At 59.0% G+C, this 18,070-nt stretch carries 18 protein-coding genes; all 18 read left to right on the top strand.

The genetic code is table 11. The features are described 5' to 3' along the window. The first annotated feature begins 8 nt into the window (after positions 1-8). The 18 genes from flgG (at position 9) to HGO38_RS04940 (ending at position 18,069) form a co-directional block, all read left to right on the top strand. Positions 9-797 carry a flagellar basal-body rod protein FlgG gene (flgG, locus tag HGO38_RS04855; RefSeq protein WP_250954786.1) on the top strand — a complete coding sequence of 263 codons (789 nt, stop codon included), beginning with the start codon at positions 9-11 and terminating at the stop codon, positions 795-797. Positions 798-814: 17 nt separating this feature from the next. Further along, on the top strand, positions 815-1,300 hold the full coding sequence (flgA, locus tag HGO38_RS04860) for a flagellar basal body P-ring formation chaperone FlgA (protein ID WP_502941496.1): 486 nt from the start codon (positions 815-817) through the stop codon (positions 1,298-1,300). 23 nt (positions 1,301-1,323) lie between these two features. After that, on the top strand, positions 1,324-2,418 hold the full coding sequence (locus tag HGO38_RS04865; protein ID WP_502941503.1) for a flagellar basal body P-ring protein FlgI: 1,095 nt from the start codon (positions 1,324-1,326) through the stop codon (positions 2,416-2,418). Continuing rightward, positions 2,415-2,948: a MotE family protein gene (locus HGO38_RS04870; RefSeq protein WP_250954788.1), complete on the top strand. Its 534-nt coding sequence runs from the start codon at positions 2,415-2,417 to the stop codon at positions 2,946-2,948. The genes HGO38_RS04865 and HGO38_RS04870 overlap by 4 nt, the downstream gene beginning before the upstream one ends. Next, positions 2,945-3,658, top strand: a complete 714-nt coding sequence (gene flgH, locus HGO38_RS04875) for a flagellar basal body L-ring protein FlgH (protein WP_250954789.1) — start codon at positions 2,945-2,947, stop codon at positions 3,656-3,658. The genes HGO38_RS04870 and flgH overlap by 4 nt, the downstream gene beginning before the upstream one ends. A gap of 40 nt (positions 3,659-3,698) precedes the next feature. Next, positions 3,699-4,217: a flagellar basal body-associated FliL family protein gene (locus HGO38_RS04880; protein WP_250954790.1), complete on the top strand. Its 519-nt coding sequence runs from the start codon at positions 3,699-3,701 to the stop codon at positions 4,215-4,217. Then, positions 4,214-4,951 (top strand): flagellar type III secretion system pore protein FliP, encoded by a 738-nt coding sequence (gene fliP / locus HGO38_RS04885; RefSeq protein ID WP_250954791.1) that lies wholly within the window; start codon positions 4,214-4,216, stop codon positions 4,949-4,951. Before HGO38_RS04880 ends, fliP begins: the two co-directional genes overlap by 4 nt. Before the next feature lie 326 nt (positions 4,952-5,277). Beyond that, positions 5,278-6,237, top strand: a complete 960-nt coding sequence (locus tag HGO38_RS04890) for a flagellin N-terminal helical domain-containing protein (protein ID WP_250954792.1) — start codon at positions 5,278-5,280, stop codon at positions 6,235-6,237. A 311-nt stretch (positions 6,238-6,548) separates the two neighbouring features. After that, positions 6,549-7,508, top strand: a complete 960-nt coding sequence (locus HGO38_RS04895) for a flagellin N-terminal helical domain-containing protein (protein ID WP_250954793.1) — start codon at positions 6,549-6,551, stop codon at positions 7,506-7,508. A gap of 299 nt (positions 7,509-7,807) precedes the next feature. Next, positions 7,808-8,767 carry a flagellin N-terminal helical domain-containing protein gene (locus HGO38_RS04900; protein WP_250954794.1) on the top strand — a complete coding sequence of 320 codons (960 nt, stop codon included), beginning with the start codon at positions 7,808-7,810 and terminating at the stop codon, positions 8,765-8,767. A gap of 328 nt (positions 8,768-9,095) precedes the next feature. Further along, a complete protein-coding gene (locus tag HGO38_RS04905; protein ID WP_250954795.1) occupies positions 9,096-10,058 on the top strand; it encodes a flagellin N-terminal helical domain-containing protein in 963 nt (320 codons plus the stop codon). 320 nt (positions 10,059-10,378) lie between these two features. Beyond that, on the top strand, positions 10,379-11,029 hold the full coding sequence (locus tag HGO38_RS04910) for a GTPase (protein ID WP_250954796.1): 651 nt from the start codon (positions 10,379-10,381) through the stop codon (positions 11,027-11,029). After that, positions 11,026-12,303 (top strand): MotB family protein, encoded by a 1,278-nt coding sequence (locus HGO38_RS04915; RefSeq protein WP_250954797.1) that lies wholly within the window; start codon positions 11,026-11,028, stop codon positions 12,301-12,303. The genes HGO38_RS04910 and HGO38_RS04915 overlap by 4 nt, the downstream gene beginning before the upstream one ends. 4 nt (positions 12,304-12,307) lie before the next feature. After that, a complete protein-coding gene (motC, locus tag HGO38_RS04920) occupies positions 12,308-13,606 on the top strand; it encodes a chemotaxis protein MotC (protein WP_250954798.1) in 1,299 nt (432 codons plus the stop codon). After that, on the top strand, positions 13,603-15,213 hold the full coding sequence (fliK, locus tag HGO38_RS04925; RefSeq protein ID WP_250954799.1) for a flagellar hook-length control protein FliK: 1,611 nt from the start codon (positions 13,603-13,605) through the stop codon (positions 15,211-15,213). The genes motC and fliK overlap by 4 nt, the downstream gene beginning before the upstream one ends. Then, the gene (locus tag HGO38_RS04930) at positions 15,143-15,718 is read left to right on the top strand and encodes a transglycosylase SLT domain-containing protein (protein ID WP_250954800.1); all 576 of its coding nucleotides are present in this window, start codon (positions 15,143-15,145) and stop codon (positions 15,716-15,718) included. The genes fliK and HGO38_RS04930 overlap by 71 nt, the downstream gene beginning before the upstream one ends. A 279-nt stretch (positions 15,719-15,997) precedes the next feature. Further along, positions 15,998-16,669: a transcriptional activator Rem gene (gene rem / locus HGO38_RS04935; protein ID WP_250954801.1), complete on the top strand. Its 672-nt coding sequence runs from the start codon at positions 15,998-16,000 to the stop codon at positions 16,667-16,669. Positions 16,670-16,800: 131 nt separating this feature from the next. Further along, positions 16,801-18,069, top strand: a complete 1,269-nt coding sequence (locus HGO38_RS04940) for a flagellar hook protein FlgE (protein WP_250954802.1) — start codon at positions 16,801-16,803, stop codon at positions 18,067-18,069. The last annotated feature ends 1 nt before the right edge of the window (position 18,070 follow it).

Consider the following 18,070-nt stretch of genomic DNA (forward strand, 5'->3'; position numbering starts at 1 on the left):
ACGAACATATGAGAGCGCTTGCTATCGCCGCCACCGGCATGGACGCCCAGCAGACAAATCTGGAAGTGATTGCCAACAACATCGCCAACATCAACACGACCGGCTACAAGCGGGCCCGTGCCGAATTCTCGGATCTGCTGTACCAGACGGAAAAGACCCAAGGCGTTCCCAACCGGGCAAACCAGGCGATCGTTCCCGAGGGCGCGAACATCGGTCTGGGCGTCCAGACGGCGGCCGTGCGCAACATCCATCTGCAGGGTGAACTGACCCAGACCGAAAACGAGCTCGACTTGGCGCTCGTCGGACGCGGCTGGTTCCAGATCGAATCCACCGACGGCACGACGCAATATACCCGCGCCGGCGCCTTCAACACCAATGCCGACGGCGAGCTGGTGACGATCGACGGCTATGCGGTCGTGCCGGGCATCACCATTCCCGACGATGCCAGCGAACTGGAAGTCAGCCGCACCGGCGTCGTGTCGGCACGCCTCGGCAACGACACCGACCTGACCGAGATCGGCCAGCTGACGATCGCCAATTTCGTCAACGAGGCGGGCCTGAAGCCGCTCGGCGACAACCTGTTCGGCGAGACCGCGGCCTCCGGCGAGCCGATTGTCGCGGCGCCCGAAGATCCGGGCTTTGCCTACATCAAGCAGGGCTACCTGGAATCGTCCAACGTCGATTCCGTCAAGGAAATCACTGATCTGATCTCCGCACAGCGCGCTTATGAAATGAACTCGAAGGTCATTACCACGGCTGACGAAATGGCTCAGATCGTCAGTAAGAACCTGAAGTAAGCCACGAAAGGGCAAACATGATGTTTCGCCGCATCACAGGATCGAAGAGAACACCGGTGGTCCTTGCGACCATTGCCCTGGCGCTTTGCGCCGGGGCCGATTTCGTGGCCGCCGAGAGCGGCTATGCGGTCGTTCCCACGGAAATCATCTATCCCGGCGAGACAGTGTCCGCCCACCAGCTTGAAGAAGTGCCCATCACCAACCCCAATCTGGCCGGAGGCTTTGCCGGTTCGATTCCCGAGGTGGTCGGCATGATTTCCAAGCGAACGCTGCTTCCGGGCCGCACCATTCCGGTGTCGGGATTGCGCGAGCCCTTTGCGGTCAAGCGTGGCTCCAATCTTCGTCTGACATTTACGATCGGCTCCATGACGATTTCGGCTGCGGGAAGTCCGTTGCAGGACGCCTCGATCGGCGACGTCATAAAGGTACGAAATCTGGATTCCGGCGTCATCGTCAGCGGTACAGTGATGGCCGACGGAACCGTGCAGGTGATGGCAAAATGAGTGCAATGCGTCTTTTGATCACCATGCTGATGGGCCTTGCCATCGGGCTTGGGCCCGCCAGCGGAAGTTTGGCTGCCAACTCGCGCATCAAGGATATCGCATCGCTCCAGGCCGGGCGCGACAACCAGCTGATCGGTTACGGTCTGGTCGTGGGCTTGCAGGCGACCGGTGACAGCCTGCGCTCGTCACCCTTCACCGAGCAGTCGATGCGCGCCATGCTGCAGAACCTCGGCATCTCGACCCAGGGCGGACAGTCCAATGCCAAGAATACCGCCGCCGTCATGGTGACAGCCACCCTGCCGCCATTTGCAAGTCCTGGCAGCCGGATCGATGCGTCGGTCAGTTCGCTTGGCGACGCAACCTCGCTGCGCGGCGGCACGCTGATCATGACCTCCCTCTCTGGGGCCGACGGACAGATCTATGCAGTCGCCCAAGGGTCGATCATCGTTTCCGGCTTTACGGCGCAAGGGCAGGCGGGCAGCATCACCGAAGGCGTGACCACCGCCGGCCGGGTTCCAAACGGCGCGATCGTCGAACGGGAACTGCCGTCGAAATTCAAGGACGGGGTCAATCTGGTCTTGCAATTGCGCAATCCCGACTTTTCCACCGCCTTGGGCATCGCCGAGCGGATCAACGGCTATGCCGCTGCCAATTTCGGCGGCCCGATTGCCGAGGCCCGCGATTCCCAGGAGGTCGTCGTCCAGAAGCCGCGAACGGCCGATCTGGCCAGGCTGATGGCCGATATCGAAAACCTCGTCGTCGCGACCGATACGCCGGCCAAGGTGGTCATCAACGAACGAACCGGTACCATCGTCATCGGCGCCGATGTCCGTGTGTCCAAGGTGGCCGTCAGTTACGGCACCCTGACGGTTCAGGTCACCGAAACGCCGCAGGTCATCCAGCCGCAACCGTTCTCGCGCGGTGAAACGGCCGTTCAGCCGCAGACCGATATCCTGGCCCAGACCGAGGGCGGCAATGTCGCGATCGTCGAAGGTCCGGATCTGCGCACGCTGGTGACCGGCCTCAACAATATCGGCGTCAAGCCGGATGGCATCATCGCGATCCTGCAAGGCATCAAATCGGCCGGCGCACTCCAGGCGGAGCTTGTACTGCAATGATTGCTCATAGACGCGCTCCCAAATCTGGCCATCGTGTGCGGCTGGCCTTTGCCGCCGGCGCCCTTCTCCTGGCCTCGGTGGCCAGCGGTCACGCTCAGGAAAAATCGCCGCTTGAGTCCATCACCCAAGATGAGATCCAGAAATATTGCACCAGCATTGCCGATCCGGCCCGCGACCAGCGCTATCTTCTGCAAAAGCAGGACCTTGAAAAGCTGCAGGCCGATGTCGACAGCCGCATCGCCGTTCTGGAAGCGCGCAAGGTCGAATACGAAGACTGGCTGAAGCGTCGCAACGATTTCCTGGTTCAGGCCGAAGCCGGCCTGGTCGAAATCTACAAGAAAATGAAGGCCGATGCCGCCGCGCCGCAGCTCGAAGAAGTCAATGTCGGGCTTGCCGCAGCGATCCTGATGAAGCTGCCGGCCCGGCAATCAAGCCTTATCCTGAGTGAAATGGACGCGGGGAAGGCGGGTGCGGTGGCATCCATCATGTCGAGCGCCGCTGATCCCACTACATCGAAAGATCCGTCATGACCAAGCGTTTTACAGTCTTCCTCGCGGTCGCGTTCCTGGCGGGTTGCGAAAGCCAGACCGTCAAGGAAATCGGCAACGCGCCGTCCATGAGCCCGATCGGCAGCGGCCTGCGCTACAGCCAGACGCCGCAGATGGCGCTCTATCCGAAACAGCCGCGACAGATTGCCAGCGGCTATTCGCTGTGGAGCGATTCGCAGGCGGCTCTGTTCAAGGATTCGCGCGCCCTCAATGTCGGCGATATCCTGACGGTCAATATCCAGATCAACGACAAGGCGTCCTTCGACAACGAAACCGACCGCAGCCGCACCAACTCGAGCGGCATCACCTGGTCGACGGCCGCAGAACTGTTCGGCTGGACGCCGCCGGTGACGACGGGTGACCTCAGTTCGAGTTCCGATACCAGCAGCAACGGCAAGGGAACGATCAGCCGGTCGGAAAAATTGACCCTGTTGGTTGCAGCTGTCGTGACGGGCATTCTGGAAAACGGCAATCTGCTGATCAGTGCCTCCCAGGAAGTGCGCGTCAATCACGAACTGCGTATCCTGAATGTCGCCGGTATTGTCCGGCCGCAGGATGTCGATGCCGACAATACGATCTCCTATGAACGCATCGCAGAGGCTCGTATCTCCTACGGCGGTCGCGGCCGTCTGACGGAGGTGCAGCAGCCCGCGGTCGGGCAGCAGGTCGTCGATCTGTTCTCGCCGATCTGATGCGGCGAGATCTCTTGAAAACGAACGGCGGTTAGAGACCATGGAAGAAGCCGGTGCCGGTGACGGTGGGAAGAAGAAATCCTCGCCGATCCTGTTGATAGCAGCGATCGCGGCTCTGACGGTCGTGGGCGGCGGTGGCGGCTGGGTGGTCGGCATGCTGATCGCCCCGAAGATCCAGTCGGCCGAGGCTGAAAACAAGGCGCCGGAAGCCGCAGCGGCCGGCGAACATGGAGCCGCCAAGGAAGAAGCGGGTCTGCCGCATATCTCGACCGAGGCGAACGGTGTCGTCCAGCTCGAGCCCATTACGACCAACCTTGCCTATCCCTCGGAGAGCTGGATAAGGCTCGAGGTGGCGCTGTTGTTCAATGGGCCTGCCGACGTGACGATGTCCGAAAGCATCCATCAGGATATCATGGCCTATATGCGCACAGTGTCGCTTCAGCAGGTCGAAGGCCCCCGCGGCTTTCAGTATTTGAAGGAAGACATCCAAGAGCGTGTTGACCTTCGATCCGAAGGACGCGTATCGAGGGTGATGTTCAGGACATTTGTGATCGAATGATTCGATACCTCATCTTGTTGGCCGCCATGATGGCGGCACCGGAAATCGCTCAGGCGCAGCAGTTTCCGACCGATATCCTGAACGCACCGATCGACGGCTCTGTTGCGGCCTGGATCATCCGGACCTTCGGCTTGCTGACCGTTCTGTCGGTCGCTCCGGGCATCCTGATCATGGTGACGAGCTTTCCGCGCTTCATCATCGCCTTTTCCATTCTGCGCTCGGGCATGGGGCTGGCCAGTACGCCGTCCAACATGATTCTGGTCAGCCTGGCACTGTTCATGACCTTCTACGTGATGACGCCCACCATGGACGCGGCCTGGCGCGATGGCGTTCAGCCCTTGCTCGACAACCAGCTGACGGAAGCCCAGGCGATCGAGCGCATCGCCGAGCCGTTCAGAACCTTCATGACGGCCAATACCCGCGACAAGGACCTCCGCCTGTTCATCGACATCGCCAGCGAACGCGGACAGACGCCGGTGGTCGATCAGAAGGTTGACTATCGTGTTCTGATCCCGGCCTTCATGCTGTCGGAAATCAGGCGCGGATTCGAGATCGGCTTTCTCATCATCCTGCCGTTTCTGGTCATCGACATGATTGTCGCGACGATCACCATGGCCATGGGCATGATGATGCTGCCGCCCACCTCCATCTCGCTGCCGTTCAAGGTCCTGTTCTTCGTGCTGATCGATGGCTGGAACCTGCTGGTCGGCAGCCTCGTGCGCTCCTTCGCCTGACACTCCGATCAATCTGCTGCGTATCGCCCGTCGCGGAGCCGGAACTGAGCTTTTGGCCCCTCGCTGGCGCATTCGCGTCAGGTTTTGAGATATCATAAACCATTTTATTCAAATTTGACGCATTCTGCAGCTCTCAAGAGCTCAAATTGTGCGTTTAATGAATTCTTCACCATTTGCCTTCAGCGGGTGTTAAAGTCCTTGCTGTCATTTAGCTGTCAGAGGCGGATTAATTTCAGCACTAGTTAATTGACATGATGTCGATCGCCTCTTCCGGTACCAAACCCGGCATGTCCCTCTCTCGTATCTTGTAATTAAGGGACAATCCTATGACCAGCATCATGACCAACTCTGCGGCGCTGTCCGCACTCGACACGCTCCGCTCGATCAACAAGAGCCTTGACTCGACCCAGGGCAGCATCTCGTCCGGCTATCGCGTTGAGGACGCATCGGACAATGCCGCTTACTGGTCGATCGCCACCACCATGCGTTCGGACAACAAGTCACTCGGCGCCGTCCAGGACGCCCTCGGCCTCGGCGCTGCCAAGACCGACACAGCCTATACCGGCATGGAAGCCGCCATCGACGTCGTTTCCGAAATCAAGTCCAAGCTGGTCGCCGCTCGCGAACCGGGCGTTGACAAGGACAAGATCAACAAGGAACTGACCGAACTCAAGTCGCAGCTCGCATCGGTTGCCGAATCGGCTTCCTTCAACGGCGAAAACTGGCTCTACAACGACTCCACGACCGCCGTCGGCACCAAGGAAATGGTTGGTTCCTTCGTTCGTGACTCGGACGGCAACGTTGCTGTCGAAACCTTGTCCTTCGACGCCTCGACCTCGGTTCTGATCGACGACGACGACGCCACGCGCGGCCTTCTGACCAAGGATTACGAAGTCGAAATCGCGACCGGCACGACCACCACCACCGTGACCTACTTCCTGATCACCTCGGCCTCAACGGGCGCTTCGGGTTCGGTTGTCGAGCTCACGGACTCGAGCACGGACATTGAAGTCGACGGCATGATCAGCGCCGTTGATGCCATGTTGACCGACATGACAGATGCCGCTGCAACGCTCGGCGCGACCAAGAGCCGAATCGAAATGCAGGACGAGTTCGTCGCCGACCTCATGGACGTGATCGACACCGGCGTGGGCCGACTGGTCGATGCCGACATGAACGAGGAATCGACGAAGCTGAAAGCGCTCCAGACCCAGCAGCAGCTCGGTATCCAGGCGCTGTCGATCGCCAACTCCAACTCCGACAACATCCTGTCGCTGTTCCGTTAATCGGACGCGCCATAGCCGCCTGAATGAAAGGTGGAGTATCCAGTCAGTCGCGCCCCTCAGGGCGCGGCTGTTTTTTTGCATTCGCCAGGGCAGTGCGCAATTTTACTCGGGCTAACAACCCCTGTCTGAAATATTCGGAAATCTATTTCGCGATTTAGCGTCTGTTAACCTTAATGAGGTTGAATAGGGATATCAAAACGACGGATTAACCACTTGTAAACAAAGGTTAATTGCATGACGCGTGCTGTCGTTGCCGGTATCACAATCCGGTATGTCCCTTCCCATTTTCCTTTCAATAAGGGGCAGTACCTATGACGAGTATTATGACGAATTCCGCTGCACTCGCAGCACTTGACACTCTGCGTTCCATCGATACGCAAATGAACACCACGCAGTCGCGTGTATCTTCCGGCTACCGCGTCGAGGACGCATCTGACAACGCAGCTTACTGGTCGATCGCCACCACCATGCGTTCGGACAACAAGGCTCTTGGCTCCGTTCAGGACGCCCTCGGCCTCGGCGCTGCCAAGGTCGACACAGCCTATACCGGTATGGAAGCCTCGATCGACGTCGTTTCCGAAATCAAGGCCAAGCTGGTTGCCGCTCGCGAACCGGGCGTCGACAAGGACAAGATCAACAAGGAACTGACGGAACTCAAGGCTCAGCTCGGCTCGATTGCCGAATCGGCTTCTTTCTCCGGTGAGAACTGGCTCTACAACGACTCCACCACTGCCATCGGCACCAAGGAAATGGTCGGCTCCTTCGTTCGTGACTCGGACGACAACGTTTCCATCGAAGTCCTGTCCTTCGACGCCTCGACCTCGGTTCTGATCGACGACGACGACGCCACGCGCGGCCTTCTGACCAAGGATTACGAAGTCGAAGTCGCGACCGGCACGACCACCAGCACCGTGACCTACTTCCTGATCACCTCGGCCTCAACGGGCGCTTCGGGTTCGGTTGTCGAACTGTCTGACTCGACCACGGACTTTGAAGTCGAAGGCATGATCAGCGCCGTTGACGCCATGTTGCTCGACATGACCGATGCCGGTGCAACGCTTGGTGCCACCAAGAGCCGCATCGACATGCAGGGCGAATTCGTCGCCGACCTCATGGATGTGATCGACACCGGCGTAGGCCGACTGGTCGATGCCGACATGAACGAGGAATCGACGAAGCTGAAAGCGCTCCAGACCCAGCAGCAGCTCGGTATCCAGTCGCTGTCGATCGCCAACTCCAACTCCGAAAACATCCTGTCGCTGTTCCGCTAAGGAATGGTGGCATAAGGGAGGCGCTCCGGCGCCTCCTTACCGGATTGAACAGAGACGCCGCGATCGAAGGATCGCGGCTCTTTTTTTGCCCAAATCAAGTCTTCATTTTTCCTCAATTATTATTAACAAAAGCGGTCCTGCGTTTAGCTTTCATTAACCATAATGGTGTCAACTGTGCCTATCGAAACGGCGGGCCGATGACGAAAATCATCCGATAGGCGGGCATGAAGCTGACCTCCGTTGCCGGTATCAAACCCGGTATGTCCCTTCCAAATCACTGTCAATAAAGGGGCAGCACTATGACGAGCTTGATGACCAACAGCGCCGCAATCGCAGCACTTGACACTCTGCGTTCCATCGATACGCAAATGAATACCACGCAGTCGCGTGTATCTTCCGGCTACCGCGTCGAGGACGCATCGGACAACGCCGCTTACTGGTCGATCGCCACCACCATGCGTTCCGACAACAAGTCACTTGGCGCCGTCCAGGACGCCCTCGGCCTCGGCGCTGCCAAGGTCGATACAGCCTATACCGGTATGGAAGCCTCCATCGACGTTGTGTCCGAAATCAAGGCCAAGCTGGTTGCCGCTCGTGAGCCGGGTGTTGACAAAAGCAAGATCAACAAGGAACTGACGGAACTCAAGGCGCAGCTCGGCTCGATCGCCGAATCGGCTTCTTTCTCCGGTGAGAACTGGCTCTACAACGACTCCACCAGTCCCGTTGGCACCAAGGAAATGGTCGGCTCCTTCGTTCGTGACTCGGACGACAACGTTTCCGTCGAGGTTCTGTCCTTCGACGCCTCGACCTCGGTTCTGATCGACGACAACGACGCCACGCTCGGCCTTCTGACCAAGGATTACGAAGTCGAAGTCGCGACCGGCACGACCACCAGCACCGTGACCTACTTCCTGATCACCTCGGCCTCAACGGGCGCTTCGGGTTCGGTTGTCGAGCTCACGGACTCGACCACGGACATGGAAGTCGAAGGCATGATCAGCGCCGTTGACGCCATGTTGCTCGACATGACCGATGCCGGTGCAACGCTTGGTGCCACCAAGAGCCGCATCGACATGCAGGGCGAGTTCGTCGCCGACCTCATGGATGTGATCGACACCGGCGTAGGCCGACTGGTCGATGCCGACATGAACGAGGAATCGACGAAGCTGAAAGCGCTCCAGACCCAGCAGCAGCTCGGTATCCAGGCGCTGTCGATCGCCAACTCCAACTCCGAAAACGTGCTGTCGCTGTTCCAGTAATAGGCTCTCCGGCAGTCGCCGGGTCTATCAGACCGTCAACAAGCAAGAAACGCCGCGATCCCAAGGGTCGCGGCGTTTGTCGTTTTTATCTCTGGCTTGAGCGACGCTTGTGGCTTGGCGGGATCTTAGGGAATTATTCATTCAGATTAACAAAAACTTTATTGCGTTAAGGATTTGTTAACCATATGACTGTTAATCATTCGTTAAGAACGTCAGGTTGGTCGCCAGGGCAAACAAGCGACCGATGCGCATGAAGCGATCTGACGTTGCCGGTAATCAATAGATTTACAGTCCGGTATGTCCCGTAACCTTCATGGGGCACCAATCAATGACCAGCATTATGACCAATACCGCCGCGATGGCGGCTCTTCAGACACTTCGCTCGATCGACTCGAACATGGAGGAAACGCAAGCACGCGTATCGTCCGGTTACCGGGTCGGCACGGCCGCCGACAACGCCGCATACTGGTCGATCGCGACCACCATGCGCTCCGACAACGCAGCACTCTCCACCGTTCAGGATGCACTCGGCCTTGGCGCCGCGAAGACAGATACGGCCTATACAGGCCTGGAATCGGCGGTCGAGGTCGTCACCGAAATCAAGTCCAAGCTGGTTGCGGCTCGCGAGCCGGGTGTCGACAAGGAAAAGATCAACAAGGAACTGGCCGAACTTAAGAACCAGCTGGCGTCAATTTCCGAATCGGCGTCCTTCTCCGGCGAAAACTGGCTCTACAACGAATCGACGGCCGCACCGGGAACCAAGGAAATCGTCGCGTCGTTCAATCGCGCCACGGACGGCACCGTTTCCGTGACGACGCTTGCCTTCGACACATCCGAATCCGTGCTGATCGACACCAATGACGCATCCCGCGGCATTTTGACCGGAGGCGTGACCGTTGAAGAGCCGTCGGGCACCGGCACGACCAGCGGCACCTACTTTCTGATCGATGCCAGCTCGACCACCACCGCTACCGGCACGGAAATTGAAATCGGAACCACCACCAGCGACGATACGCTGGACGGCATGATCAGCGCCGTCGACGCCATTCTCCAGCAACTGACGGATTCGGCTTCCACTCTTGGTGCCATCACCAGCCGTATCGACATGCAGGACGAGTTCGTCTCGACCCTGATGGACGTGATCGACAAGGGCGTCGGTCGACTGGTCGATGCCGACATGAACGAAGAGTCGACGAAGCTGAAAGCGCTCCAGACCCAGCAGCAGCTCGGCATTCAGTCTCTGTCCATTGCCAATACCAATGCCGAGAACATCCTCACCCTGTTCAAGTAAGGCATTGATCGACGGGCCGGAGTTGACTGATTTCCCCTCTACCGTGCCGCCGGTCATCGGCATCAGGTGGAACCGTTGGACCGCGCAACTGCCCTGGCGCGCGGTCCAACACCTTCATCCTCGCACAAGTTTGACCTTCTAGTTTTCCATGTGGCGTCTTTCCGGCGCCGATCGGCACAAGCATAGCCGGATGTCCCGGGATTGAAACGGATCGTGGGTGTAGAGTTGACAAAGATTTTTGAACTGGTCCCAAATTCCGGCCTGTCGGTCGTCGGCGCATCGCGTCGGCGCGTTTTTGCGCAAGCAGGAGGGCGCGTCCTATGAGCATGCCTCTTGCACGCTATCTGAAAGACTTCAGCGCTCCGCAATCGGCGACAGTCACCACGGACGATGTCGGCTTCGGCGCCTCCGGCCTGGATTTCGATGACAGCGATTTTCCGGCTTTGAGCGCTCCCGATCCGATCGATCTTGAGGCGGAGAGACGCGAGGCCTATGCCGAAGGCCATGAAGCGGCGGAACGGGCGCTGCGTGAACAATACGAGGGCGACCGACAGGCGCTGGATGCCAGGCACCGCGACGAGGTCGCCGCCCTGCAGAAAGCCCACGAGGCCGCAACAGGCCGGCTCATCGCCGACTGCCTTCGCCTGATCGCCTCCCAAGTCGCGGCCTCGGTCGCAGAGCAGTCCGTCGCCGCACTCGCGCCGCTGATCTCAAGGGACATTGCCGAGAATACCGTCAAGGATCTAGCGCAACTGATCGAGCAGGCCGTCATGGCCGGTGATGCAGGCGTGATCACGGTCAGGGGACCACTTGCTCTCTTTGAGATGCTCAAGGATGAGTTGCCGGAATCCGCCGAGCGGCTGAGCCATGTCGAGGCGGACGATCTGGATCTGACAGTCGATCTTGCCGATACCGTTCTGGTCACCCGCATATCGGCTTTTGCAGCCAGCCTTAAGAAAGTGTTGGGATGAGCGACGGCGAAAATCACCATCACGGCAAGAATGAGATCATCATCATCAAGCGTCATGGTGGCGGCGATCATGATGGGAACCATGGCGGCGCGTGGAAGATTGCCTATGCCGACTTCATGACCGCCATGATGGCCTTCTTTCTGGTCATGTGGCTGGTCAATGCCGCCAACGAGGAAACCAAGGCTTCTGTTGCCAGCTATTTCAACCCGATCAAATTGTCCGACGAAAAGCCGACCGAAAAAGGCTTGAAAAAGCCTGTGGACCAGGCCGAGGGCGAGCAAAAGCAGGAACGTTCGAAGGTCAAGGAAGAGGAGCAGACGGTTGGTGCCGCGGCGGCGACCGGCGAGGACCAGACCGCGACATCCGGCGATCAGGCCAACTATTCCGAGGCGGATTTCTTCGAGAACCCGTACTCCGTTCTGGCGGAAATCGCACAGGAAGTCGGCCAGCAGGCCAATGTCAGCGCCAAGGGCGAGGGCGGCGCCAGCGATTCCGGTCCCTCGACCGGTGCCGAAGGCGGCGAGGCCTATCGCGACCCGTTCGATCCCGATTTTTGGACGCAGCAGGTGCAGACGGCCAAGGGCGAGCCCGGTACGCCGCGCACCCCCGACCTGTCTGCTGCCGACCAAACGCCGGCAGAGGCAGCCGCCATCGAGGCCAATCAGGAGGTGGCTGTCGCCGTTCCAATCCCACGCCCGGCAAGTGCCGAAGACATTGCAGCCAAAGACAAGAGCAAGGATGCCGATCCCTCGAAACCGGTCACAGCGCAGGACGTTGCGGACAAGACCAAGGATTTCGACAAGGAGAAGGACGCCGATGCCAAGGCTCTGCGCGAAAGTATCGAGACCGCCATCGGAGGAGTCGCCGGCAAGCTGGCCGAAGGGCTGATCGTCACGCCGGCTGAAGGTGGTCTGCTGGTCACCATCAGCGACCAGGCGCAGACGCCGATGTTCAACGTCGGTTCCGCCGTTCCGCGCAAGGAACTGGTGGTGGCGATGGAGAAGATCGGCAAGATCCTCGAAGGCCGCAAGGGATCGATCCTCATTCGCGGCCATACCGATGGTCGACAGTTCAAGGGCACGGAGAACGACAATTGGCGCCTTTCCATGGCCCGCGCCCATAGCGCCTATTACATGCTGGTGCGCGGTGGCCTGAGCGAGAACAGGGTCAGCCAGGTCTCCGGCTATGCCGACCGGCGTCTTCAGGTGCCCGAGAACCCCTTGGCGGATGCCAATCGGCGCATCGAGATCCTGATCCAGGCGGGTCAGGGATAGCACCATGGCAGCTGCAATGAGGCCGTTCCGTGTAATTGTTCTGGCAGCCCTCGGGCTCGCCTCGACGGGACCGCTTGGCGCGCAGACGCTGGATTCCATCGAACCATTCCGCATGCTGCGGTCGCTGCAGTTCGTGCAGGATTCCGTCGTTCTGGGCGACCATTCGGCGGCAGACATGCAGCGCTTCATGCTGGAGACCATCGATAGCCGCTTGCGCAGTTCGGATGCCTCCGTTTTCGAGGAACCGCGAAATGTCGATGCAGCGTTGATCTACGCCATGAGCGGCGGCAATCCGGCCACCCTGGAATTCCTGGTGGCGCGTGACGTCGACGGCAATTTTGACAATCGCGTCACGGATGCATTGCGCAAATACCTGAGCGGCAAGGGCACCCTGATCGCTAAAAGCCTTGCCGAGATGGTGCCGGAATATCGCGATCAGAAAATCGGCCCTTATCTCGCGCTCGTAGCCGGCAATGTGACCATTACCCGGGACCCCGCCGCCGCCCTCAAATTCTATGATTGGGCGCGACTGACCGCTCCCGGAACGATCGTCGAGGAGGCGGCCCTGCGCCGCTCCCTGTCGATAACGCTCGATACCGGCATGGTCGAAAAGGGTGCGGCCTATTCCAATCGCTACGCCCGCCGTTTTCTGCATTCCCCCTATGCCAGCCAGTTCGCCGATCTGTTCGTGCGTCTCGTGGTCGACCATTTCGACAAGCTGGATGAGCAGTATATCCTGACGACACTCTCCTTCATGGACGAGCCGCGCCAACGGGAAGTGTATCTGCGCATTGCAAGGCAGGCCGCCATCAATGGCAATACCGAGCTGGCACGGCTGGGCGCCTCCCATGCGAAGGCCCTGTCGGGCCAGGTGGACGATGGCATGGATGCCTTGGCCGATCTTTACGGCGGCGTCGCCGATGTCTCGACCGGGAGCGTAGAGGCCGCCATGCAGGCAATCCTGGATATTTCCGATGAAAACTTGTCTCCCTCCGATCGCGCCTTGCGCACCGCTGCCCAGGCCGTTGCCGAGGAAGTGCTGCGTCTTCCTGTGATGGAAAGCCCGACGCAAGCCGACTCAACCACTCCTGTGGCCGTTATTCCCGAAACGGCTTCGGATGACCCGACCGCAATGACAGCGGCCGAGCGTGCAGCGGCACCTGTACCCGTTGCGGATAAACCTGCCGGAACGAGTGAAGAGGGCACGGCGAACGATCCGGCCTTCCAGTCATTTGTCGATACTGGCCGTTCCAAACTCGAAGAAATCGATAAGCTGCTGAATGAAGAAAGTGCAACAAGATGATGGATGCCGGTCTTTCGGGAAACGTTGCTGTCGCTGACACCAAAGCCTATTCGGCGCCGGCGCGCGGATCAGGCACGGGTGCGTCATCGTCGTCCAAGAGCGGCTTCTCCGACGAGTTGTCGAAGGCGGCCTCGCAGAAAAACGCGACCGGCGACGATCAGGACACGGCCATCGACGCCGACGAGGACGCATCCGAGCTGCTCGCTGACGATGGCACCAGCACGGATGTTTCCGAGGACGCAGCGGACACGGTGAAGACCGGCAGCAAGGTCAAGCCGATCTTTGACATCTCCGTTGCCGGACTGCGAAAGGCAACGGATCTCGCTGCCCCTGATGGCACTGGCGTCGACAATACTGGCGCCGGCACGGTCGATGGCGACGAGCCTGCAACGGATACCACCGCAGCAAAGACCGATAGAGCCGAGCAGGTTGCGAAGGCCGCTCTGGGCGCCCTGTCCGATAGCGCGGAGACGACCATGACGGCCGACGAGGCTGCAGCACTGCAGCTGGCGGCGAAGTCCGGTCTCGGGCAGACCGGTACGTCTGAAAAAACGTCAACCGAAGCCGAACAGATCGAAGACGGCAGCAAGGAGTCCAAGGCCAGCGACGAGGATCTCGAAGCCGTCCTGTCTTTGCTTGGCGGCAACACGACCGCCACCGCCGAAGAGGTGGATGCCGCATTGGCCGAGGCGATGGCGGATCAGATCAAGGCGTCCGCCTCGTCATCCGACACTGCCGAGGAAACCGTAACCACAGACGCCAGCAGCAGGTCAGTCGGCGCGATTGCCGATGGCAAGACGGCCGATGGCAAGACGGCCGATGGCAAGACGGCCGCCAAGAGTGCTACCGCTTCGACGCCCGTCACCGGCAACGCTGTGGCCCAGGAGACAACGCCCACCGATGAGGCCTTCCGGGCTGTTCGGGCCGACGCGAAGTATGAATCGGCCGCAGTCAGCGTGCGCAGTGACAATGCCGCGGGCGCCGACACCAAGGCTACGACGGCCGATACCCTTCCGACCGTCACCGTGCTCGACAGCCGGCGCTATCTGGCGCCTGCCGAGACCTCCAATGCCGCCAATATCGCCGCGAGCATGATGGGTGACAGCGATTGGGCGAGTGCCATGCGTGCCGGCACAGAGGCAACCGATGCAACGACTGGCGGCGGCAAGGTGCTCAACACCTTGAAGATCCAGATGAGCCCGATCGATCTCGGCAACGTGACGGCGACGTTGCGCCTCGTCGGTGATGAACTGTCCGTCAGCCTGGTCGTTGAGAATAGCGCGGCGTACCGCAAGCTCAGCGAGGACCAGAACGAGATCGTCAAGACCCTGCGAGCCCAGGGTTTCAGCGTCGATCAGGTGCAGATCAGCATCGTCAGCAGTGACAAGACGGCGAGCGACACCAGCCAGTCCGGCGGGCAGTTCTCAGGCCAGCAATCCGCCCAGAGTGGCGGGCAGGGCGGAGCCGCCAACAGCCGGTCGCAGGACACGTTCTCATCCTCGCTGGGCAATGATCAGACTCTGGGAGTATCGTCCGATGAAACAACCGCGAACCAGGCGTCCGTGGACGGCACTCGCGGCGCTGGTTCTGGTCAGCTTTACCTCTGAAGTCAGCGCTTCGGTCGGCATCTGCGAGCGCGAGATACAGCACGCAGCGGCCAAGTATGGAGTCCCGGAGGGCATTCTATACTCCGTCGGCCTGACGGAAACCGGACGCAAGGGATCCTTGCAGCCTTATGCCATGAATATCGAAGGCAAAGCCATGTTTCTGGCGTCAGAACCGGAGGTTCTGGAAGCCTTCGCGACGGCCCGGCGGCAGGGAGCCAAGCTCATCGATATCGGTTGTATGCAGATCAATCACCACTTTCACGGGGAGAATTTTGCCTCCGTACAAGAGATGCTGAACCCTCGCCGCAACGTGGAGTATGCGGCAAAGTTCCTCAGCAACCTTCATGATCGGCATGAGACATGGACGATGGCGGTAGCCAGATACCATGCGGGCCCCAACAACGACCCTGCTCAGAAGCGCTATGTGTGTCGTGTTATCGCCAATCTGGTGGCGACCGGGTACGGAAAATGGACGTTGAATGCCCGTCAATTTTGCGGTGAATAGCAACCGATGATTGCTTGCATCAACCGTGGGACGTGTTCGTTGAAATGTGTCCATAATGCGGAAGAAAAAAGTCTGGCAAGCAAAACGTTAACCATGCGTTAACTTTTCCACTGGAGAATTGTGGCTGATTTGGTCGCTACCCACTATATGTAGATCAAATCACCACTAAAATCTTAATCAATTGTTAATAACTATCATTAACTTTCTCCAGTTGTCCCTGATTCCCGCGATTCGTACCGATAGGGTGTTGAAACACCACACTGATTCGGAGGCGGACGAATGATCGTAGTGGTTGATGAGCGCGAGCTCGTTAAAGATGGGTACACATCACTCTTCGGACGTGAGGGAATCCCATCGACCGGATTTGATCCGGCGGAATTTGGAGAATGGGTCACGACGGCAGCCGATTCAGACATCGCTGCAGTCGAAGCGTTTCTGATCGGCCAAGGCGATCGCGCGTTTGAATTGCCCAGGGCAATTCGTGACAGAACCACGGCACCGGTGATCGCAGTCAGCGACCACCCGTCGCTGGAAGCCACACTGGCGCTTTTTGACAGCGGCGTCGATGACGTGGTTCGCAAGCCAGTGCATCCACGCGAAATCCTGGCGCGGGCGGCGGCAATTCGCCGGCGCTTGAAGGCAATATCCAACTATACTGAAATTGGCTCGATCCGGGTATACTCGGATGGACGGGATCCGGAGATTTCCGGCGAAATCTTTCCATTGCCCCGGCGCGAGCGCCGTATTCTTGAATATCTAGTCGCAAACCGCGGACGCCGCGTGTCGAAGACCCAGATCTTCAGTGCCATCTACGGAATCTTCGATGAGGAAGTCGAAGAGAACGTTGTGGAAAGTCACATCAGCAAACTGCGCAAGAAACTGCGGAAAAAGCTTGGCGTCGACCCAGTCGATTCGAAGCGTTTTCTTGGCTACTGCATTGATTGGAAGTGATTTTACGGTCTGAGGACCGAACCGGCGGGGGCCTTGCTTCCATCAAAGTTGTCTAAAGGCATCGCGCCAGACAGCTTCACGCAAGGCCCGCCTTTTATTCTTTGAAACGACGATAGAAACGGGGATTTATTATGAGTCTTTTCGGTACTATGAAAACCGCGGTGTCGGGAATGAGCGCACAGGCAAACCGCCTGAGCACCGTTGGTGACAATATCGCCAATTCCAGTACAACCGGTTATAAGAAGGCCTACACTTCATTTTCATCCATGGTTTTGCCCTCGACGGGCAGTTCGTACAATTCTGGTGGCGTCGATTCCAACATTCGGTATTCGATTTCAGAGCAGGGTGCACTGACGTACACAACGTCAACAACGGATCTGGCGATCCAGGGTGATGGCTTCTTTGTAGTATCCGATGCCAGTGACTCGACCTATCTGACGCGCGCCGGTTCCTTTCAGGTCGATGAGGAAGGTTATCTGGTCAATTCGGCCGGCTACACGCTTCTCGGCTATTCTTACGATTCCGGTACGCCGGCCGCGGTCGTCAACGGGTTTGATGGTCTCGAAGCGATTAATGTCGGTCAGTCGTCACTGAGCGCGACAGCCTCCACGACAGGCGAATTCAGTGCCAACCTCGACTCCAGCTCTGAGACTGTCACCGGCGACACTCCGGCACTCAATTCGTCGACCAGTGAATATACGGACAAGAGCTCGCTGGTCGCCTATGACAGCCTCGGCAACGAAGTGCTGTACGATTTCTATTACACCAAGACCGGCGACAACGAATGGGAAGTCTCGGTGTTCCGTAACGACGAAGCCACGTCGGGCACGTCGTTCCCTTACTCGCCGACCGGCCTCTTGGCCAGCACGACTTTGACGTTCGATGCGACGACCGGGGAATTGGATTCCTCAAGTAGCGACTCGATCTCCTTCACCGACTCAAGCAGCACCGTGCCGCTGTCGCTGACCATCGATCTGTCGGAGATGACCCAGTTGTCCTACGATTTCACGGTTGCGTCTGCGGACGTGGACGGCAATGCGCCGAGCAGCATTGATAGTGTGGAAATCTCTGAAGACGGCACCGTGTCCGCGGTTTACGCCGACGGCACCACCGAACCGCTCTACCGCGTCGCCATGGCGACCGTGGAGAGCCCGGACAACCTCACCGTCGAAAGCGGCAACGTCTACAGTGCCGGCTCCGACTCTGGCGTCATCACCACGGGCTTTGCCGACAGCGGCTCGTTCGGATCCATTGTCTCGGGCGCCCTGGAAAGTTCGAACGTCGACCTGGCGAGCGAACTGACGGAAATGATCGAGGCCCAGCGCAGTTACACCGCAAATTCCAAGGTCTTCCAGACCGGCTCGGACTTGATGGACGTACTGATCAATCTGAAGCGTTAAT

The organism is Rhizobium sp. CG5 (assembly GCF_023701945.1).
GTDB lineage: Bacteria > Pseudomonadota > Alphaproteobacteria > Rhizobiales > Rhizobiaceae > Allorhizobium.